Genomic DNA, 22,079 nt, shown 5'->3' on the forward strand with positions numbered 1-22,079 from the left:
CGGGTTCGGGAGGGGCAAATCGGGGCGTAGCGAAGCGAAGCCGGTGATTGAGAAACCCGCGTAGCGGACCTCACAACTGCGCGTTCAAATCCTCTTCGGACAGCGCGTCCACCTCCAGGTAGATCTCCGCCACCTGCTCCAGCCGCCCCGGCACCGACTGCTCGGCCACCAGCCGGGCAGCCATCGCGCCCACCGTCAGCGACGAGAACAGCGTCCGCACGCTCACCTCGGACGTGTCCAGCGCCTCCCGCAGCCGGCCGACGATCATCGTCGCCAGGACCGAATCACCCCCGAGCGCGAAGAACGGGTCGTCGCGGCCGACGCGGTCCACTTCGAGCACCTCGGCCCACACCTTGGCCAGCACCTGCTCCACCGGCGTCTCCGGGGCGACGTAACTGTCCGCCGACGCCTCCCAGTGCGCCGCCACCGCGCGGCGGTCCACCTTGCCGTTCGCGGTCAGCGGCAGGGCGTCCAGCACCACCACGCGCGCCGGGACCATGTGCGGCGGCAACAGCGTCCGGACGAACTCACGCACCTCGTCCCCGTCCACCGCGCCCCCGACAGCCGCCACCAGCTGGTTCCCGGCCACCCCCGCCACGCCCCGGTGCACCCCGGGGAACTCGGCCAGCGCGGCCTCGACCTCGCCCAGCTCGATCCGCACGCCCCGCACCTTGACCTGGAAGTCCCGGCGCCCCAGGAACTCCAGCGTCCCGTCCGGCCAGTACCGTGCCAGGTCACCCGTCCGGTACCAGCGGCGGCCCTCGTACGACACGAACCGGTCCGCGGTCCGCTCCGGATCGGCCCGGTATCCGTGCGCGACCCCGTCGCCGCCGATCCACAGCTCCCCCGCGACCCAGTCCGGGCAGTCCCGCCCGCGCGCGTCCACCACGCGGCACACCACATTCCGCAACGGCGTCCCGTACGGCACCGAACGCCACGTCGACGGCACCCCGTGCACCTCGCACACCGTCGAGTGAATCGCCGTCTCCGTGGTGCCACCGAGTCCGGCGAACCGGCACCGCGGCGCCTGCTCCGCCACCCGGCCGGGGAGGTCCGTGCCCACCCAGTCACCGCCCAGCAACACCGTCCGCAGCCCGCTCAGCTCGCCCGGCCGCGCGGCGGACAGCAGCATGTCCAGCAGCGCCGGCACGCAGTTGACCAGCGTGACCCGGCGGGAGGCGGCCAGCTCGACCCACTGCCGCGCCTCCTTGCGGTCACCCTCCTCGACCAGCACCACCGCGCCGCCCGCGGACAGCAGGCCGAACACGTCGTACACGGACAGGTCGAAGTCCAATGCGGACACCGCCAGGCACCGGTCGTCCGAGCCCACCGAGAACCGCTCGTTGAGGTCGTCGATGGTGTTCATCGCCGCCCGGTGCGGCACCTCGACGCCCTTCGGCTCCCCCGTCGAACCGGAGGTGAACAGCACGTACGCGATCTGCTCCGCGTCCACCCGCACCGGCTCGGCGAGCGGCTCGGCCGCCTCCTCGGCGGACGTCAGCACGTGCGAGAACCCGGCGATCCGCCGGATCCGCTCCGCCCGCGCCGCCGGCTGGTCGACACCGATCGGCACGTACCCGGCGCCCGCGGCCAGCACACCCAGCACCGCCGCGATCTGGTCCGGGCCCTTCGGCAGGCTCACCCCGACCAGGTCACCCGCGACGACACCCTTGTCCTGCAACGACTTCGCGATCCGCAGTGCCCGGTCACGCAGCGCGCCGTAGCTGAGCACCCCATCGGCACCCCACAGCAGCGCGGGCGCGTCCGGCTGCGTCAGGGCGAGCTCGAAGAACCCGTCCTGCAGCAGCCGCCCGCTGCGCGGCCCGTCCGTCGCGTTGACCCGCGCCCGCACCTCGGCCTGCTCCCGCGGCAGCGCGCCGCCGACCGGCTGCTCCCACGCGTCGTCCCGCTGCCCGAGCCGGGTGATGAGGTCCTGGAACGCGGCGAACATCGCGTCGATCATCCCGGCCGGGAACGCGTGCTCCCGCACGTCCCAGTTGATCAGCAGGCCCTCGTTGACCTCGGTGACCTGGGCATCCAGCAGCACCTGGGGGCCCTGCGAGATGATCCACACGGCCTCGCCGAAGCACCGCCGCACCCGCGCGTCGAACAGCTCGCCCAGGTTGAGCGCGCTGGTGAACACCACCGGCGCGAGCACCTGCTCACCGTGGTGCCGGGACAGGTCCCGCAGCACCTCCACACCCGAGTAGGCGGCGTGCTCGGCATCGGCGTGCATCCGGTCCTGCAACGCCTTCGCGTGCTCCACGAACGACGCCTCGGTCGAGAAGTCGACTTCCAGCAACACCGAGCTGGTGAAGTCGCCGACCAGCTTGTCGACGTCCGGGTGGGTGCTCTGCCGGTCGAACATCGGCAGGTTCATCAGGAACCGCGGCTGCGCGCTCCACGACGACAGGGTTTCGGCGAACGCGGCCGCGACCACCATCGCCGGGGTCAGGCCGTGCTCGTGCGCGCGGGCGCCGAGGCGCTTGCGGTCCTCGGGCGCGAGCCAGTGGTGCCGCCGGGTGACGCGGGTGGCGTCGGCGCGCTCGGTTTCCGGCACCAGCGGCAGGTCGGGCGCGCCCGGCAGCTCGGGAACCCGCCGCTGCCACCACTCGCGAGCCTTCTCCTGCTCGGCCTGACGGGTCACCTCGCGTTCGGCCAGGTAACGCGGGTAGCTGTAGCCGATCGGCGCCAGCTCCGTGTCCGGCTCGTCGTAGAACCGCGCCAGGTCCGAGAGCAGGACGCGGTAGCTCAGCGCGTCGGCGGCGAGCATGTCCACGTCCACGTGCAGCCGTGCGCGGTCGCCGGACCGGCGGCTGAGCTGGATCTTGAACACCTCGCCGTTCGCGACGTCCAGTCGAGCGTGCGAGGAGGCGTCCCGCAGCTCCGCCAGGCGCCGCGACTCGGCGTGTTCGTCGAGGTCGCGCAGGTCGTGCACGAGCAGCGACGGCTGGGCGCGCTCCGGCAGGATCCGCTGACGGCCGTCGTCACCGAAGGCCGCGCGCAGCATGCCGTGCCGGGCGACGAGCTTGCGCACGGCGACGTCCAGGCGCTGCGGGTCCAGGTCCGGGCCGTCGAACTCGACGTAGAGGTGCGCGGCGACCGAGCCGAGCGTGGTCTCCTCGTCCCGGCCGATCCAGTACGCGTGCTGCATCAGCGCGAGCGGGAACGGCTCGGTCTCGTCGACCTCGACGGTCACCTCCGGCTCGGGCGCGACCCCGGCCGCGGTGGCGAGGATGTCGCGCCACCCGGCCAGGGTCGGGTTCTTGGCCAGCTTGGCGAAGCCGACCTTGATGCCCTGCTTGCGCCACTTGTTCGCGACCTGCATGAGCTGGATCGAGTCGAGGCCCCATTCGATGAGGCTGTCGTTCTCGGACAGTTCCGCCGCCTCGGGCCCCAGCAGGTCGGTGACCTCGCGCAGGAGCTCTCCCACCGTCGGCTGCTGACTCACCACGTGCCCAGCTCCTCTTCGAACTCGTCGATGTCTTCTTCGGAAACGTCCACCAGTGCGGTGTCCAGCGCGGTCGGCGCGCTGCTCAGCGCCTTGCGGAACAGCTCGGTCAGCTCGGGCACCGCGGGCCCGGTGATCGCGACGCGCAGCTGCCCGTCGACGCTGACCGCGTTGACCTCCATCGCCCACTGCGGGACGCGCGGCGGCACCCGCAGCATCGGGGCCTCGGGCGCGACCGTCCACGGCTCGCCGGTCCCGGACCGCAGGCGGCCGAGGTAGTTGACGACGATCGTCGGCTCCGGCAGGCCGAGCGGGCGGAGCAGCCCGTAGCCGAGGCCGTGGTCGGGCAGGCTGTCCAGCTGGTCGCGGATGTCGCGCAACCGGGTGCCCGGGCGCAGCCGGAGCGGGAAGATCGTGGTGAACCAGCCGACCGTGGCCGACAGGTCGGCCCCGAGCTGTTCCTCGCGCCCGTGTCCTTCGACCGCGATCATCGCGTCCCCCCGCCCGCGCCAGGTTTCCAGCGCCTCGGCGAAGGCGCTGATCAGCAGCTCCGGCACGCCGGCTTGCTCGGCTCCGTCGGGCAGCGGCACGCTGAACTCGGTCTCGTGCCGTTCGCCGCCGGGTTCGAACACCGGGTCGGCGCCGTCCAGGATGTCCCGCCACAGCCCGGTTTCCGCGCCGCGGTCCTGCGCGGCGAGCAGTTCGCTCCAGCGCCGGAACGACGTGCCGGTGCGGGTCAACGTGGTGCCGCGCCAGGCTTCGGCGAGGTCGTCCATCAGAATGCGCCACGAGACCCCGTCCACGACGAGGTGGTCGGCGACGATCAGCACCCGGTCCGGGAAGCGGACGACCTGCAGCAACCGCTCGTCGGTCAGCCGCTCGCGGGCGGCGCGCAGTTCCTCGTCGAGGTTCCCGGTGGCGTCCCGGACGATCTCGCCCGCGTCGAAGGACTCGGCCGGGACGATCAAGGCGCCGTCCCAGCGGGCGCGCAGCACGTCGTGCCGGTCCAGGATCGCCCGCACCACCCGCACCAGGTCGTCGCGGGTGAGGCCGTCCGGCGCGACCAGGAGCATCGCCTGGGCGAGACCGCGTTCGCTCCAGCGCATGATCGGGGTCGGCTCGATCCGGCCGGTGCCGTCGTCGGTCTCCACCACGGCGGCTTCGGCGACCGCGGCGAGCCCGGCCGGGGTGTGGTGCTCGAACACCTGCCGCGGCGTGATCGTCAGCCCGGCCTTGCGGGCGCGGCTGACCAGCTGGACGGACACGATGCTGTCCCCGCCGAGGGCGAAGAAGCTGTCCTGCGCGCCGACCTCGGCCAGGCCCAGGACCTCGGCGAACAGCCGGCACAGCAGCGCCTCCCGCTCGGTCGCGGGCTCGGCTGTGCCCGCCAGCGCGGCGAAGTCGGGTGCGGGCAGGGCCTTGCGGTCGAGCTTGCCGCTGGGGGTCAGCGGGAACTCGTCCAGCTGGACGATCGCGGACGGGATCATGTGGTCCGGCAGCTCGCGGGCGAGGCTGTTCGCGTCCGCTTCGCCGAGGACGTAGGCGATCAGGCGGTCGTCGCGCACCACGGCGACCGCGCTGCGGGCACCGGCGCGGGTGAGCGCGACCTCGACCTCACCCAGCTCGATCCGGAAGCCACGCAGCTTGACCTGGTCGTCGGCGCGGCCGAGGAACTCCAGCACCCCGTCGCGGTGCTTGACCAGGTCGCCGGTGCGGTACAGCCGCTCCCCGTCCGGCGCGGCGACGAACCGGGCGGCGGTGAGCCCGGGCCGGTTCAGGTAGCCGCGGGCCAGCTGGACGCCGCCCAGGTACAGCTCGCCGGTGACGCCCGGCGGTACCGGTCGCAGGTACCGGTCCAGGACGTGGACCTGCGTGTTCCACACCGGCCGTCCGATCGGGACCGTGCCCTGGCCGGCGCCTTCGGTGCACGGCCAGGAGGTGACGTCGACCGCGGCTTCGGTGGGGCCGTAGAGGTTGTGCACGTTCGGTCGCGCCAGGTCGGACGGCAGGGCCTCGCCGCTGCAGATCACCCGCGTCAGCACCGACAGGTCACCGCCCGAGGAGACGAACGCCCGTAGCATCGACGGGACGAAGTGCGCGGTGGTGATCCGCTCGCGGGCGATCAGGTCGGCCAGGTACTCCGGGTCCTTGTGCCCCTCGGGCCGGGCGAACACCAGCGTGGCACCGGTGATGAGCGGCCAGAAGAACTCCCACACCGACACGTCGAAGCTCGACGGGGTCTTCTGCAGCACCCGATCCTCGGGCGTGAGACCGTACTCGTTCTGCATCCACAGTAGACGGTTGACGATCGCGCGGTGGCTGACCACGACCCCCTTGGGGCGTCCGGTGGAGCCCGAGGTGTAGATGACGTAGGCCGGGTTGTCCGGGCCCGCCGCCCGTGTTTCACCGGGTTCGCCCAGCGAGGCGGGAAGAACCACGGTGGGCTGCGCATCCTCGATCATCATGCCTAACCGCTCGGCTGGATACGAGGGATCCAGCGGCAGATAAGCCCCACCCGCCTTCAACACACCCAACAGCGAAACGATCAGGTCCAGCGAACGGTCCTGCCGGACCGCCACGATGTGCTCCGGCCCCACCCCCGCTCCGGCCAGCTGTTCCGCCAGGAGCGTGGCGCGGGCGTCCAGTTCGGCGTAGGTCAACGACGCGCCCTCGAACACCACCGCCGTTGCGTCCGGCGTGCGCGCCACCTGCTCGGCAAACAGCTCCGGCAGCGTCGTCGCCGCCACTTCCCGCACTTCCCCGGCGGGAAGCACGTCCGCGGCGGTCAGCACCGAGGTCGTGGACAGCCGCCGGTCCGGGTCCGCCACCAGATTGCCGACCAGGCGCGTGAACCGGGCCACCAGGTCGTCCACCGTGGACCGGTCGAACAGGTCCGTGCTGTAGACCAGCCATCCGTCGATGCCCGCGTCCTGCTCGAACAGGTGGAACGACAGGTCCAGCCGCGCCGCGTAGAAGTCGACGTGCTCCGCACGCAGCGAGGCGTGCCCGAACGGCACGGGCCCGCCGGGCGCCCGCTGGTAGGCCAGCATGACCTGGAACAGCGGGTGCCGCCCCATCGACCGGGCCGGGTTGAGCGCCTCGACGAGCCGTTCGAACGGCAGGTCCTGGTGGGCGAACGCGTCCAGGTCGGCGCGCCGGACCCGGTCGACGAGCTGCCGGAACGTCGGGTCGCCGCTCAAGTCCGTGCGCAGCACGAGGTTGTTGACGAAGAACCCGACCAGGCCGGCCAGGGCGTCGTCGGTGCGGCCGGCGACGGGCGCGCCGATCGGCACGTCCTCCCCCGCGCCCATCCGGCCGAGCAGCGCGGCGACGGCGGCCTGCACGACCATGAACGTCGTGGCCCCGGTCTGCCGCGCCAGCTCCGCCAGCGCCCGGTGGGTCTCCGGCGGCAGCTGGAACCGCACCGCGTCCCCGGCGAACGACGGGTCCGCCGGGCGCGGCCGGTCGGCCGGCAGGCTGATCTCGTCCGGCAGGTCGGCGAGCTGCCGCGTCCAGTAGGCGAGCTGGGTGGACGCCAGGCTGTTCGGGTCGGCGTCGTTGCCCAGCAGGTCGCGCTGCCAGAGCGCGTAGTCGGCGTACTGCACGGGCAGCGGCGCCCAGCCGGGGCTGCGGCCCTGCAGGCGGGCGGTGTAGGCGGTGGTCAGGTCGGCCAGCAGCCGTTCGGTGGACCAGCCGTCGCTCGCGATGTGGTGCGTCAGCAGGGACAGCACGTGCGAGTCGCCGTCGCGGAACAACCGCGCCTCGAACGGCGGCTCGCGGTCCAGCTCGAACGCCCGCTGCGCGGCCTCGCGCGGTGAGCCCTCATCGAGGATCAGCGGCGGGATCGTGTCGAGCACCTGCTGGTAGGGCTTGCCCTCGAACTCCGGGTAGATCGTGCGTAGCACCTCGTGGCGGCTCACGACGTCGGCGAGTGCGGCCCGCAGCGCGTCCACGTCGAGCGGGCCGTCCAGGCGCACCGCGAACGGCACGTTGTAGGTGGCGCTCGGGCCTTCCAGCCGGTACAGGAACCACAACCGCTGTTGCGCCGACGACAACGGCGTCCGGCGCGGGCGCGGCATCGGCGTGAGCGCGGGCCGCTTCTGCGTGCCGCCGTCGAGCGCCGTGGCGAGGCGGGCGACGGTGGGCGCGTCGAAGACGGTCCCGATCGCGACGTCGATGCCGAGGTCCGCGCGGACGCGGCCGACGAGCTTGGTCGCCAGCAGCGAGTGCCCGCCGAGGGCGAAGAAGTCGTCGTGCCGCCCGACCCGCTCGACGCCGAGCAGGTCGGCGAACAACGCGGCCAAGGCGCGCTCGCGCTCGGTCTCCGGCTCCTCGGCGACGGTGGCGGCCCCGGGCTCGGGCAGCGCCTTGCGGTCGAGCTTGCCGGCGGGGCTCAGCGGCAGCTCGTCGAGGAACGTGATCACCGACGGCACCAGGTGCTCGGGCAGGGTGGCGCCGAGCTTCCGCCGGATGGCCGCCGCGTCGGCACCGGGCTTGGCGACGACGTATCCGATGAGCTGCTGCCGGTCCGGACGCGCGACCACCCCGGCGTTGACCACCTCGGGCAGCGCGGTCAGCGCGGCCTCGATCTCGCCCAGCTCGACGCGGAACCCGCGGATCTTGACCTGGTCGTCGGCGCGGCCGAGGAACTCCAGGGCGTCCCCGGTGCGGCGGACCAGGTCCCCGGTCCGGTACAGCCGCTGCCCGTCCGGTCCGGCGACGAACCGCGACGCGGTGAGCCCGGGCCGGTTCAGGTAGCCACGCGCCAGTTGGACGCCGCCCAGGTACAGCTCGCCGACGGCGCCGGGCGCGACCGGCTGCAGGTGCCGGTCCAGCACGTGGAGCTGCGTGTTCCACACCGGCCGCCCGATCGGCACGGTTCCGGTGCCGGCGCCCTCGGCCACCGGCCAGTGGCTGACGTCGACGGCGGCTTCGGTGGGCCCGTACAGGTTGTGGACGTGCGGCAGTTCGCGCGCGAGGTCGGACGGCAGGGCCTCGCCGCTGCAGATCACGCGGCGCAGGCTGCTCGGCCGGGCGCCGGACTCGACGAACGCCCGCAGCATCGACGGGACGAAGTGGACGGTGGTGACCCGCTCCCGGGCGATCAGCTCGCTGAGGTAACGGGGGTCCTTGTGCCCGCCGGGCTTGGCGAACACCAGGGTCGCCCCGGTGATGAGCGGCCAGAAGAACTCCCACACCGACACGTCGAACGACGACGGCGTCTTCTGCAGCACCCGATCTTCGGGCGTCAGCCCGTACTCGGCCTGCATCCACAGTAGACGGTTCACGATCGCCCGATGGCTGACCACGACGCCCTTCGGACGGCCCGTGGAGCCCGAGGTGTAGATGACGTACGCCGGAGTATCCGGGCCCGCCGCCCGCAACTCCCCGTCAACTTCCAGTGAGGCGGGAAGAACCACGGTGGGCTGAGCGTCCTCGATCATCATGCTCAACCGCTCCGCCGGATACGACGGATCCAGCGGCAGATAAGCCCCACCCGCCTTGAGGACTCCCAGCAGCGAAACGATCAGATCGAGTGAGCGGTCCTGCCGGACCGCCACGATGTGCTCCGGCCCCACACCAGCACCCGCCAACCGCTGAGCCAGCGCGGTGGTGCGGGCGTCCAGCTCGGCGTAGGTCAACGACGCGCCCTCGAACACCACCGCCGTCGCGTCCGGGGTTCGCGCCACCTGCGCCGCGAACAGCTCCGGCAGCGTCGTCGCCGGTACCTCACGCGCGTCGCCGATCAGGACGGTGTCCGGGAAGAACTCCAGGCGCGACACGGGCCGCTCCGGCTCCCCCACCGCCGCGTCGAGCAGCGATTCCAGGTGCGCCAGGAAGCGGTCCACCGTGGCGGCAGCGAACAGCTCCGTCGAATACGTGGCCTCGACCCGCATTTCGCCGTCGACCAGGAACGCCTCCAGCGCCAGGTCGAACTGCGTGGTGTCGTTGTGCACCGTCTCCCAGCTCGCCTCGACGCCGGGCAGGTCGAAGCCCTGCAACCCCTGGGTCAGGAACAACAGCATCACGTCGAACAGCACCGACCGGCCCGGCACGCGCGGCGGCCGCAGGCGCTCGACGAGCAGGTCGAACGGCAGGTCCTGGTGCGCGTACCCGTCGGTGCACACCCGCCGCACCCGGTCCACCAGCTCCGCGAACGACGGGTCGCCGGACAGGTCGGCCCGCAGCACGAGCGTGTTGCCGAAGTTGCCGATCAGCCGCTCGACCTCACCGGCGTCGCGGTTCATCGACGCCGACCCGATCGGCACGTCCGTCGCGCCGGTCCAGCGGGACAGCAGCGCCGCGTACCCGGCGAACACCACCATGAACGGGGTGACCCCGCGGGCCTGCGCGAACTCGCCGATCCGGTCGGTCACCGCCCGGTCGAAGGTGTGGAACCGCCGGTCCCCGCGGTCGGACCGCGCGGGCGGGCGGGGCAGGTCGGTGGGCAGCGGCAGGTTCTCCGGCGCCGGGGCCAGCTCGCGGCGCCAGTAGTCCAGATCTCCGGCCAGCTTCTCGTCGGTCAGCGTCTTCCGCTGCCACACCGCGAAGTCCGCGTACTGCACCGGCAGCGGGTCCAAACCGGACGGTTGCCCCGTGGTGTCCTCGCGGTACAGCGCAGACAGGTCGCGGGAGAGCGTGTTGAACGTGTAGCCGTCCCACGCGATGTGGTGCACGGTCAGCACCAGCACGTGGTCGTCGTCGCCGCGGCGCAGCAGGCGCAGCCGCAGCGAGTGCTCCGTTGCGAGGTCGAACGCGTGCGCCGACTCCTCCCGCGCGACCCGCTCGACGGTCCGGTCCCGGTCCGCTTCGGACAGCCCGCGCAGGTCCGACTCCGGCATCGTCACCACGGCGTACGGGTCGACGATCTGCCGCGGCTCGCCGTCCGGCCCGGCGACGTACCGGGTGCGCAGGATTTCGTGCCGCTCGACCAGCCGCTGGAACGACCGGTGCAGCGCGGCCTTGTCCAGCGCGCCGCGCAGGGTGATCGCCAGGCACACGTTGTACGCCGGGCTGGCCGGGTCGAGCTGCTGCAGGAACCACATCCGCGACTGCGCGTAGGACAGCGGCATGTCGTCGTCGGAGTCCCGCTTCGGGATCGACGTCGTGCCGGCCAGGCCGGCCTGGGCCAGCCGTCGGCGCAGCAGCTCACGTTTGCGGGCGGCGAGGTCACTCACCGGGGGCCTCCTTGCGCGATCAGGGTCAGCGCGGCGAACCACTCGCGGGACAGCTGCTGGATGCGGTCTTCGGTGAACAACGCGGACGGCCACTGCCAGTCGGCCTCCAGCGTCGAGCCGCGGACCAGCACGTTGAGCACCAGGCAGTACGGCGCGGGCATGTCGTCGTCCACGCCACCGCCCATCGCGCCCGCCTCGGGCGCGCCGGACCACGGCTCGCCGTCGCGCTCGCCCACGGTGAGCCGGCCGAGGTAGTTGAACTCCAGCTGCGGCTCGGGCAGCGCCTCCAGCTCGGCGGCGGTGTCCGGGTTGAGGTAGCGGAGCAGGCCGTGGCCGATGCCCTTGTCCGGCAGGGCGAGCTGCTCGTGCACCCGCACCAGTCCGTTGTGGACACCGCCGGTGAGGTCGCCGGGGTCCACCCGCACCGGGAAGACGCTGGTGAACCAGCCGACCGTGCCGGACAGGTCCGCGCCGGGCACGATCTGCTCCTCCCGGCCGTGGCCTTCCAGCGCGAGCAGCAGCGACGTGTCGCCAGTGCCGCGCCAGCGGGACACCGCGTGCGCGAGCCCGGCCAACAGGACGTCGTTGATCGTGACGCCGTGCCGCTCGGGCACCTCGGTGAGCAGCTTGCCGGTCACCTCGGGGTCGAGGAACGTCCGCGTGGCTCGCATGGACGCGCGGGTGTCCACGGCCGGGTCGAGGCGGCGGGTGCCGAGCACCGGGTCCGGTCCGGACAGGATGTCCCGCCACAGCGGCATCTCGCTCGCCTTCGCTCGCGCGACCTCGGGCAGGGCCCGCGCCCATTCGCGGTACGACGTGCCGACCGGCGGCAGCTCGTGGCCCACCCACAGCTCCGCCAGCTCGGGCACCAGCACGCCCCACGACGCGCCGTCCACGACGAGGTGGTGCAGCACGACGAGCAGCCTGCCGGGGCGGTCCGGGCCGGTGTCGAACCAGACGAACCGCACCAGGTCGCCGGACGGCGGATCGAGCCGGATCTCCCGCATCAGGTCCGGCAGACGGTCGGCGATCTCCTCGTACGGCAGGTCGCGGGCGTCGATCCGGGTGACGCAAGCGCTGGCGTCCACCGCGCCCCGTGGGCGGACGACGAACGTACCGTCGAAGGTCGCGCGCAGTACGTCGTGCCGGTCCAGCAGGGCCTGCACCAGCTCACGCAACCGGTCCAGGCCGAGCCCGGCCGGGGTGCAGAGCATCCGGGCCTGGCTGAGCTGGCCGTACGGCTGGTTGCGGGTGAGCCAGTGCAGCATCGGGGTCAGCGGCACCTCACCGATGCCGGCGTCGGAGTCCGCGCGGTGCACGGCGTCCCCGGCGACCCGCGCCAGGGCTGCCACCGTCCGTTGCTCGAACACGTCCCGCGGGGTGAACGCCAGTCCGGCGCCACGGGCCTTGCTGACCAGCCGCATCGACACGATGCTGTCCCCGCCGAGGGCGAAGAAGCTGTCGTCCGCGCCGACCTCGGGCAGGCCCAGGACCTCGGCGAACAGCCCGGCGATGCGCTTCTCCAGGTCCGTCGCGGGCGGCCGGGACGTGGTGCTCGTGTAGTCCGGCGCGGGCAGCGCCTTGACGTCGAGCTTGTCGTTGCGCGTCAACGGGAAGTTCTCGACCGCGACGATCGCGGCCGGGACCATGTACTCCGGCAGGGCCGCCGCGACCTGTTCCCGCAGACCGTCCGTGCTGCTCGCGACCACGTAGGCGACCAGCCGCTTCACTCCGGGCGTGTCCTCGCGCGGCACCACGACCGCGCGTTCCACCCGCTCGTCGCGCAGCAGCACGGCCTCGATCTCGCCGGGCTCGATGCGGAAGCCACGGATCTTGACCTGGTCGTCGACGCGGCCGAGCAGCTCGATCAGGCCCTCCGCGTTCCAGCGCGCCACGTCGCCGGTGCGGTACATCCGGGTGCCGGGCTCGCCGAACGGGTCGGCGACGAACCGCTCCGCCGTCGTGCCCGGCCGCCGCAGGTAGCCGCGGGCGAGACCGGCGCCGGACAGGTACAGCTCACCCTCCACGCCCGGCGGGCAGGGCCGCAGGTGCCGGTCGAGGACGTAGGCGCGCGCGTTGCCGACCGGCGAGCCGATGCACGGGTTCTCGGTGCGGTCGAAGTCGCACGCCGCGGAGTCCACTGTGCACTCGGTCGGGCCGTAGAGGTTCCACACGGCCAGGTCCGGCTCGTCCCGCAGCGACCGCCACAGCTGCGCGGGCACCGCCTCACCGCCGACGCCGAGCACCTTGAGCGCGCCGCGCCAGCCTGGTTCGGTCGCGACCTGCGCGAGCAGCGACGGGGACAGCTCGACGAACTCGATCTCGTGGTCCCGCAGGAACGCCCGCAGCAGGTCGTCCTCGCGGCGGGTGTCCGGCGGCACCAGGTGCAGCTCGTGCCCGGCGAACATCCACAGCATGGGCTGCCAGGACGCGTCGAACGCCATCGGCCAGGCGTGCGCGACGCGCAGCGGGCGGCCGGCCCGCTCGCGTGCCGGGTCGAACAGGTCGGTGCGGTGGCTGACCAGCAGGTTCGCGATCGAGCTGTGCGGCACCACGACGGCCTTGGGCGTGCCGGTGGAGCCGGACGTGTAGATCACGTACGCCGGGTGCTGCGGCTTCGCGCGCGGCGGCAGGTCGTCGGTGGAACCGGTCGCGGGTGGCAGCTCGGTCAGGACCAGCTTCGGGGCGGCGTCGGCGAGCATGAACTCGATGCGCTCGGCGGGCCAGTCCGGGTCGAGCGGCAGGTACGCGCCGCCCGCCTTGAACACCGCGAGCAGGGCGATCAGCATGTCCGGCCCGGCCGGCATGCGCAGCGCCACCACATCCTCCGGCCCCACCCCCTGCTCGATCAGCACGCGGGCCACCTGGTTGGCCCGCGCGTTGAACTCGGCGAAGGTCAGCCGGGTCTCCCCCGCCACGATCGCCACGGCGTCCGGCGTGGCCCGGGCCTGGTCGCGCAGGACCTCGGGCAACGTCGTCGCCGGGGCGTCCAGGACCTTGCCGGTGCCGATGCGACGCAGTTCGGCCAGGGTCTCGTCGCCGAGCAGGTCGATGCTCGTCGCCGTCTGGGCGGGGTCGGCCGCGAAGGCTTCCACGGCCCGGCGGAACCAGCCGCTCAGCGACTCCGCCCACGCCTCGTCGAACGTGTCCGGCCGGTACTCGAAGACGACCGACAACCGCTCCTCGGCGGCGACCGCCAGCGTCAGCGGGTAGTGCGTGGAGTCCTCGACCTCGACCCGGTCGATCGTGATCCCGGCGGCCCGCTCGCTCTCGCTCACCGCGTCGGAGTCGATCGGGTAGCTCTCGAACACGACCAGCGTGTCGAACAGGTCGCCGTGCCCGGCGGCGCGCTGGATGTCGGTGAGGCCGAGGTACTGGTGGTCCATCAGCCGCGCCTGCTCGTCCTGCACCGCGCGCAGGACGTCCAGCAGCGCGCCACGCAGGCGGACCCGCACCGGGACGGTGTTGATGAACAGACCGACCATACCGTCCACACCGGACAGATCGGCGGGACGTCCGGAGACGGTGGTGCCGAACAGGACGTCGTCCCGGTTGGTCAGCCTGCTCAGCACCAGCCCCCACAGCCCCTGGACGACGGTGTTGACGGTCAGGCCGTGCTTCCGGGCGACCGCGTAGAGCCGTTCGGTGGTCTCCGGTGGCAGTTCGAGGCGCAGCTTGCCCGGGTGCATCGGCACCCGGGAGGCGGCCGGGACCAGCAGCGTCGGTTCCTCGACGTCGTCCAGCGCGGCCAGCCACGCCTCCGCGGAGGCGTCCCGGTCCCGCCCGGCGAGCCAGGCCAGGTAGTCGCGGTACGGCCGGGGCGACGGCGGCTCGGTGCCGGCGTAGAGCGCGAGCAGGTCGCGCACCAGCAGCGGCAGCGACCAGCCGTCGAGCAGGATGTGGTGGTTGGACAGCACCAGCCGGTGGTCCCGCTCGCCCAGCTTCACCAGGGTCATCCGCAGCAGCGGGGGCTCGTCGAGCGCGAACCGCTCCGCCCGGTCCCTGGCCAGGAACGCGTCGAACTCCCCGTGGCTGAGTGTCAGCTCCGCCCAGGGCAGCTCGGCCGCACGCCGGATGATTTGTTTCGGCTCGTCGTCGTGCACGAACGCGGCACGCAGGTTGGGGTGCCGGACCAGCAGGTCCTGCGCGGCCCGGCGCAGCCGCGCCGCGTCGATCTCACCGGTGAGGCCGAGCACGAACTGGACGGTGTAGACGTCGTCGGCGCTCTCGTCGTACAGCGCGTGGAAGAGCATGCCCTGCTGCAGCGGGGACAGCGGCAGGACTTCCGCCACCTCCTCCGCGGCCGCGAGGTCACGTAGGGCGTCCTGCCACTTCCCGATCAGAAGGTCCACTTCGGAATCGGCGAACCGGCTGGTCCACGACCAGGTCGCCGTCAGCACCGGACCGTCCGGTCCGTCCTCGGTGACGACGTTGATCTCCAGTGGACGGTGCTGGATCTCCGGCTGCGGCAGCTGCTCCGCGGCCGGGACCCAGTAACCCTCGGAGACGTCGAACCGGCCGAGGTAGTTGAAGCCGATCTCCGGGTCGGGAACACCGGTCAGCTCGCCGTGCAGCCAGCGGAGGATGCCGAACCCGATGCCGTTGTCGGGCACCGCGCGCAGCCGCTCCTGGATCTGCGGTGGGCTCGCGGCGGCGGGCAGTTCCACCGGGTAGACGCTGGTGAACCAGCCGACCGTGCGGGACAGGTCCGCGCCGGGCACCAGGTGCTCCTCGCGGCCGTGGCCCTCCAGCGCGACCAGCCGCGGCTCGCCGAACGCCTGCGCGAGCGCGCTGAGCAGCACGTCCTGCACCCCGGTCCGGAACTTGCCCGGCACCTCGGTGACCAGTTCGGAGCCGAGCGTCAGCTCCCGGCGGCCAGCCGTGGGAGCCGGTCGCACGTCGTTCTGTTCGGCGCGGGGCAACGACTTCCACGGCTCAGTGCTCGGGGTCGGCAGGTGCCGCGCCCACCAGCGGAACGACGTGGGCACCGGGTCGAGCTTGGCCGGATGACCGGACGCGCGGGCCTCCCACGCCTGCGCCAGGTCCCCGGCCAGGATGCGCCACGACACGCCGTCGACGACCAGGTGGTGCAGCACGAGCAGCAGCCGGCCGGGCTCTTCCGGGCCGTGGTCGAACCACACCGCCCGCACCAGCACGCCCGCCTCCGGGTCGAGCGCTTCGACCGCCTCGGCGTACTTCTCCGCGACCGGCGTGTTCCCCGGAACGTGCTCCAGCACGTCGGTCACCGCGCCCGGCGGGCGGACGTCGAGCACGTCGCCCCGTAGCCGGGCACGCAGCAGGTCGTGGTGGTCGAGCACGTCCTGAAGCACCCCGGCGAAGATCTCCGGCCCGTCCGCGGGCGGCACCCGCAGCAACGCGGCCTGGGCCATCTTCGTCTCGCCGCTCTCCCGCCACCACCGCATGACCGGGGTCAGCGGCACCTCGCCGACGCCCTGCGCGCGATCGCCGTCGACGACGACCACGTCGGTGTCGACTGCCCGGGCCAGCGCCGCCGCGGTCTGGTGCTCGAACACCTGCCGCGGCGAGATGCGCAGCCCGGCCGCGCGCGCCTTGCTCACGAACTGGATGGACAGGATGCTGTCGCCGCCCAGGCCGAAGAAGTTGTCCTCGGCGCCGACCTCCGGCACCCGCAGCACCTCGGCCATCACGCGGCAGAGGATCCGTTCGGCCTCGGTCTCCGCGGCCCGGCCACCGGCCGTCGGCTCCGGCCCGGGGTCGGGCAGCGCCTTGCGGTTCACCTTGCCCGAGGGCATCAGCGGGAACTCGTCGAGGAACACGAACCGCCGCGGCACCATGTGCTCGGGCAGTCGCGTGCGCAGCCAGTCGCCCAGACCGTCCACTTCGGCGCCGAGGCAGTAGCCGACCAGCCGCTTCGGCTCGTCGCGCACCAGCACGACCGCCCGCCGGACGCCTTCGTGCTGCTCCAGGACCGCCTCGATCTCCTCCAGCTCCACCCGCATGCCGCGGATCTTGACCTGGTTGTCGGCGCGGCCGAGGAACTCCAGCGTCCCGTCGGGCTGCCACCGGGCCAGGTCGCCGGTGCGGTACAAGCGGGAGCCGGGCGGGCCGAACGGGTCGGCGACGAAGTGGTCGGCCGTCCGCTTCGGATCGTTGATGTAGCCGCGGCCGAGGTAGACACCCCCGGCGTACAGCTCGCCGGGTACGCCGACCGGCACCTGCCGCAGGTGCTGGTCCAGCACGTACAGCCGGGTGTTGCCGTTGGGGTGCCCGATGGACACGGCCTTGCGGACCGCGCTCGCGTCCCGGTAGACGACGTGGCTGACGCCGATCGTGGCCTCCGCCGGGCCGTACCCGTGGTACATGATCGCGTCGCTGACCGCGCGGAACCGGGCGAACAGCTCCGGTGTCAGCACCTCACCGCCGCACCAGACGTGCTTGAGCGACCGGCCGCGTTCGGCGAAGCCGTCCAGGCCCACCAGCAGGTCCAGAATGGACGACGGCAGGTAGGTGAAGGTGACCGCGTGCCGTTCGATCAGGCCCAGCAGGTAGTCGATGTCGCGTTCGCCGCCGGGTTCGGCGATCACCAGCTTGCCGCCGGTGACCAGCGGCAGGAACACCTCGTTGATCGAGATGTCGAAGCCCATCGGCGCCTTGAACAGCGCCGCGTCACCGGGCCCGAAGCCGAGCATCTCGCGCTGCCACAACAGGCGGTGCGTGATCGCGCGGTGGCGGATCATCGCGCCCTTCGGTTTACCGGTGGAGCCGGACGTGTAGATGACGTAGGCCAGGCCCTCCGGCGGCACCCGCACGCCCAGGTTCTCCGGGTCCTCGTCCGCCAGATCGACGTGCACGACCGGCACGCCCAGCTCCCGCACCGGCGCGTCGTGCTCGGGTCCACTGAGGATCGCGGCGAACCGGGAACTCTCCGCCACCTCGGCGATGCGCCGCTGCGGCCACGACGGCTCCAGCGGCACGAACGCGCCACCGGCCTTCTCGACCGCGACCAGGCCGACGACCAGTTCCAGCGACCGCTCCCAGTGCATCCCGACGGTCCGCTCCGGCCCGACACCGGCCGCGGCGACCCGCCGGGCGAGGTGGTTGGCCTTCGCGTTCAGCTCGGCGTAGGTCAGGCCGCGGTCGTGGAACTCGACCGCGATCGCATCCGGGGTGCGGGCGGCCTGCTCCTCGACCATCTCCGTCAGCGTGGTGTGCGGCCGCTCCTCGGCGGTGTCGTTGAACGCCGCGAGCTGGGCCCGCTCGTCGTCGCCGAGCATCTCGGCCAGGCCGACCGGCTGGTCCGGCTTGGCGACGAGTGCGGTGAGCAGCCGCACCAGCCGACGGGCGAGCGAGTCCACAGTGGATTCGTCGAACAGGTCGGCGGAGTAGCTGATCAAGCAGTCCTCCGGCCCGAAGTGGAACGCGAGGTCGAACTTGGCGCCGGTGAACGCGGGGACCATCGGCTCGGCCACGACGTCCGGCAGCTCCAGGCCCGCGGTCGCCGGATCGCGGTGCGACACCATGATCTGGAACAGCGGGTGCCGCCCCGGCGAGCGCGGCGGGTTGACCGCCTCCACGACCCGCTCGAACGGCAGGTCCTGGTTGGAGTAGGCGTCCAGGTTCGCCTCGCGCACGCGTGCGAGGAGGTCGCGGAACGTCGGGTTGCCGGACAGGTCGGTGCGCAGCACGACCGTGTTGACGATGTACCCGACCAGGTCGTCCAGCGCTTCGTCGGTGCGGCCGGCGACCGGCGTGCCGAGCGGGATGTCCTCGCCCGTGCCGAGGCGGGACAGCAGCACCGCGGTCGCGGCCTGCGCGATCATCAGGTCCGTCACGCCGAGTTTGCGGGCCAGCTTCGCCAGCGACGCGGTCAGCGCGGCGGGGAACTCGACGGTGACGTTGCCGCCCTCGCGCGTCGGGTGCTGCGGGCGCGGCCGGTCGGTGGGCAGCGGCAGTTCCTCGGGCAGGCCCTCCAGGCGCTTCAGCCAGAATTCGCGCTGATCGTCGACCGGGATGTCCTGCAGCCACTGCGTGTAGTCGGCGTACTGGACCGGCAGCGGCGCCCACTCCGGCGCGCGTCCGCCGCGGCGGGCGGCGTAGGCCTCGCCCAGGTCGCGCAGCAACGGCCGCGCCGACCACTCGTCGCCCGCGACGTGGTGGACGACCAGCACGAACAGGTGCTCATCCGGGCCGGTGCGGACGACTTCGGCGCGGATCGGCGGCTCCTCGCCGAGCCGGAACGCGTACCGGCTCGCGCGTTGCACGAACCCCTCGGCCGGGCCGTCGTGGCGCTGCACCGGGAACCGCTCGAACGGCGGCAGCACGCGCTGGCCCCCGGCGGTGAGCAGGGTGCGCAGCGCGTCGTGGCGGTTCACCACGTCGGTGAGCGCCTGGTCGAGCGCGTCCAGATCGAGCGGGCCGGTCAGGCGCGCGGCGAACGGGATGTTGTAGACCGGCGACGGGCCCTCCAGCTCGTGCAGGAACCACAGGCTGCGCTGCGCCGGGGACAGCGGCACGGGGCTGTCGTGCTCGCGGCGGGCCAGCGGCGGGCGCGCGGCACCGCCGTCCAGGTGCCGCGCCAGGCGCGCCACCGTCGGGGCGTCGAAGATCGCGCGGATCCGCAGGTCGGCGCCGAACGTGCGGCGGATGCGGCTGACCAGGCGGGTCGCGAGCAGCGAATGGCCGCCGAGGGCGAAGAAGTCGTCGTCGCGGCCGACCTCGGGCACGCCGAGGACCTCGGCGAACAGCCCGGCCAGGATTTCCTCGCGCGGGTCACGCGCCTCGGCGCTGGTCTGCGTGATCTGCGGTTCCGGCAGCGCGCGGCGGTCCAGCTTGCCGCTCGGACTGAGCGGCAGCTCGTCGAGCACGACGATCGCGGACGGCACCAGCTGTTCGGGCAGGGACTCGGCGAGGTTCCGCCGCAGCGCGGCCGGGTCCAGCCCGTCGCCGACGACGTACCCGACGAGCTGCTGACGGCCGGCGTGCACGGTGGCCGCCGCGGCGGTGACCCCGTCCAGCGCGAGCAGAGCCGCCTCCACCTCGCCCAGCTCGACCCGGAAGCCGCGGATCTTGACCTGGCCGTCGGCGCGGCCCAGGTACTCCAGGACGCCCTCGGCCGTCCAGCGCACGACGTCCCCGGTGCGGTAGAGCCGCGAACCGGGCTCGCCGAACGGGTTGGCGACGAACCGGGACGCGGTCAGCCCGGCGCGGTTCAGGTAGCCCCGGGCGAGCTGTACTCCCCCGAGGTACAGCTCGCCCGGCGCGCCCGGCGCCACCGGACGCAGGAACCGGTCCAGCACGTAGGTCTGCGTGTTCCACACCGGACGTCCGATGGGGACGGTCGTGGTGTCCGCGGGGACCGGCCAGTAGGTGACGTCGACCGCCGCCTCGGTCGGCCCGTACAGGTTGTGCACCTGGGCGAATTCACTCGCCTGCCGCGCCAGTTCGGGCGGCAGCGCCTCACCGCTGCAGATGATCCGCGCCGGCCCGCGCCCGGTCTCGACGTACTGGGCCAGCATCGACGGCACGAAGTGCGCGGTGGTGATCCGCTCGCGCTCGACCAGTTCGGCCAGGTATCGCGGGTCCTTGTGCCCCTCCGGCCGGGCGAACACCAGGGTCGCGCCGGTGATCAACGGCCAGAAGAACTCCCACACCGACACGTCGAACGACGACGGAGTCTTCTGCAGCACCCGATCCTCGGGCGTGAGCCGGTACTCGTGCTGCATCCACAACAGACGGTTCACGATCGCCCGATGGCTGACCACCACACCCTTGGGACGGCCGGTCGACCCCGAGGTGTAGATGACGTAAGCCGGGTTGTCCGGCCCCGCCGCCCGCAACTCCCCCTCGCCTTCCAGCGCGGCAGGAAGAACCACCGTGGGCCGGGCATCCTCGACCATCATGCCCAGCCGCTCCGCCGGATACGACGGATCCAGCGGTAGATAAGCCCCACCGGCCTTGAGCACACCCAGCAGCGAAACGATCAAGTCCAGCGAACGGTCCATCCGCACGCCGACGATGTGCTCCGGCCCCACCCCGGCCCCCGCCAACCGGCGGGCCAGGTCCGTCGCGCGCGCGTCCAGCTCGGCGTAGGTCAGCGCGGTTCCCTCGAACACCACCGCGGTGGCGTCCGGCGTGCGCGCCACCTGCGCCGCGAACAGCTCCGGCAGCGTCGTTTCCGGCACGTCGGCGGCGGTTTCGTTGGGGGCCACCACGACCTGCCGCCACTCGTCGGCCGGCAGCGGTTCGACCTGCGCGACCGGCGTGCCAGGCGCGGCGACGAACCAGCCGAGCACGTCCTGCACCCGCTCCGCGATGCGCGTGACCGCGGCGTCGTCGAAGCGCGCCGGGTCGTGGTCGATGCGCAGCACGACCTCCTCGCCCGGCACGACCAGCAGCGCGAGCGGGTAGTGCGTCGCGTCCCGCACCTCGACGCCGGCCAGCGGCGAGCCGGCCAGGTCGGTGCCGGGATAGCTTTCGAAGACCACGAGCGTGTCGAACAACGCGGGCTGCCCGGCGGCGCGCTGGATGTCGGCGAGCCCGAGGTGCTGGTGCTCCAGCAACCGCGCCTGCTCGGCCTGCACCCGCGCGGCCAGCCCGGCCGGCGTCTCGTCCGGCGCGAGGCGCACGCGCACCGGCACGGTGTTGATCAGCATGCCGACCATCGACTCGACGCCCGGCACCTCCGGGTTGCGCCCGGACACCGTCGCGCCGAACACCACGTCGTCCCGGCCGGTCAGCCCGGCCAGCACCAGCGCCCATGCGGACTGCACGAGCGCGTTCACCGTCACGCCGTGCTCGCGCGCCGCCTGCGCCAGCGGCTGCCCGGGCAGCGAAAACTCGGCCCGCCGCGGCAGTCCGCTCGACGGGCCGTCGGCGACGAGCGTCGGGCCGTCCAGATCGGCCAGCGCCTCGGCCCACGCGCGCTCGGCGGCTGCAGTGTCCTGTTCGGACAGCCAGGTCAGGTAGTCGCGGAACGGCCGCACCGGGGGCAGTGTTTCCCCGCCGTACAGCGACAGCAGCTCACGCACCAGGATCGGCGCGGACCAGCCGTCCCACAGGAGGTGGTGCGACGACAGCACGAGCACGTGCCCGGAATCCCGGCGCACCAACGTGAACCGCAGCAACGGCGGCCGGGCGAGATCGAACGGCTCGGCGCGGTCGTCGTCCAGCAGGCGCTGGAACTCGCCGTCGTCCGGGCAGTCCACCACGCGCCACGGCACCCGCACCGCGCGCCGCACGACCTGCACGAACTGACCCGAGGACTGGGTGCGGAACCCGGCCCGCAGGTTGGCGTGCCGCCGCACCAGCTGCTCGGCCGCCTCCCGGAGCCGCTCGGCGTCCACCGCACCGGTCAGCCGCAGCACGGTCTGCACCGTGTAGACGTCCGCGCGCTCGTCGAGCAGGGCGTGGAAGATCATGCCCTGCTGCAACGGGGTGAGCGGGAGGACGTCCTCGACGCTCGACGCCAC

3 protein-coding genes are annotated in these 22,079 nt (G+C 72.7%); all 3 read right to left on the reverse strand.

The window, feature by feature from the left end; translation table 11 throughout:
* Positions 1 to 70: 70 nt before the first annotated feature.
* The 3 genes from D0D28_RS10720 to D0D28_RS10730 are packed head-to-tail and all read right to left on the reverse strand — an operon-like array spanning position 71 to position 22,079.
* Complete coding sequence (locus tag D0D28_RS10720) at positions 71 to 3,454, reverse strand: non-ribosomal peptide synthetase (RefSeq protein ID WP_116110474.1); 3,384 nt, start codon at positions 3,452 to 3,454, stop codon at positions 71 to 73.
* Positions 3,448 to 10,629 (reverse strand): non-ribosomal peptide synthetase, encoded by a 7,182-nt coding sequence (locus D0D28_RS10725; RefSeq protein WP_116110475.1) that lies wholly within the window; start codon positions 10,627 to 10,629, stop codon positions 3,448 to 3,450. The genes D0D28_RS10720 and D0D28_RS10725 overlap by 7 nt, the downstream gene beginning before the upstream one ends.
* The gene (locus D0D28_RS10730; RefSeq protein WP_116110476.1) at positions 10,626 to 22,079 is read right to left on the reverse strand and encodes a non-ribosomal peptide synthetase; all 11,454 of its coding nucleotides are present in this window, start codon (positions 22,077 to 22,079) and stop codon (positions 10,626 to 10,628) included. The genes D0D28_RS10725 and D0D28_RS10730 overlap by 4 nt, the downstream gene beginning before the upstream one ends.

This window comes from Amycolatopsis ruanii (genome assembly GCF_003385175.1).
In the GTDB taxonomy this organism is placed as follows: Bacteria; Actinomycetota; Actinomycetes; order Mycobacteriales; family Pseudonocardiaceae; genus Amycolatopsis_E; species Amycolatopsis_E thermalba.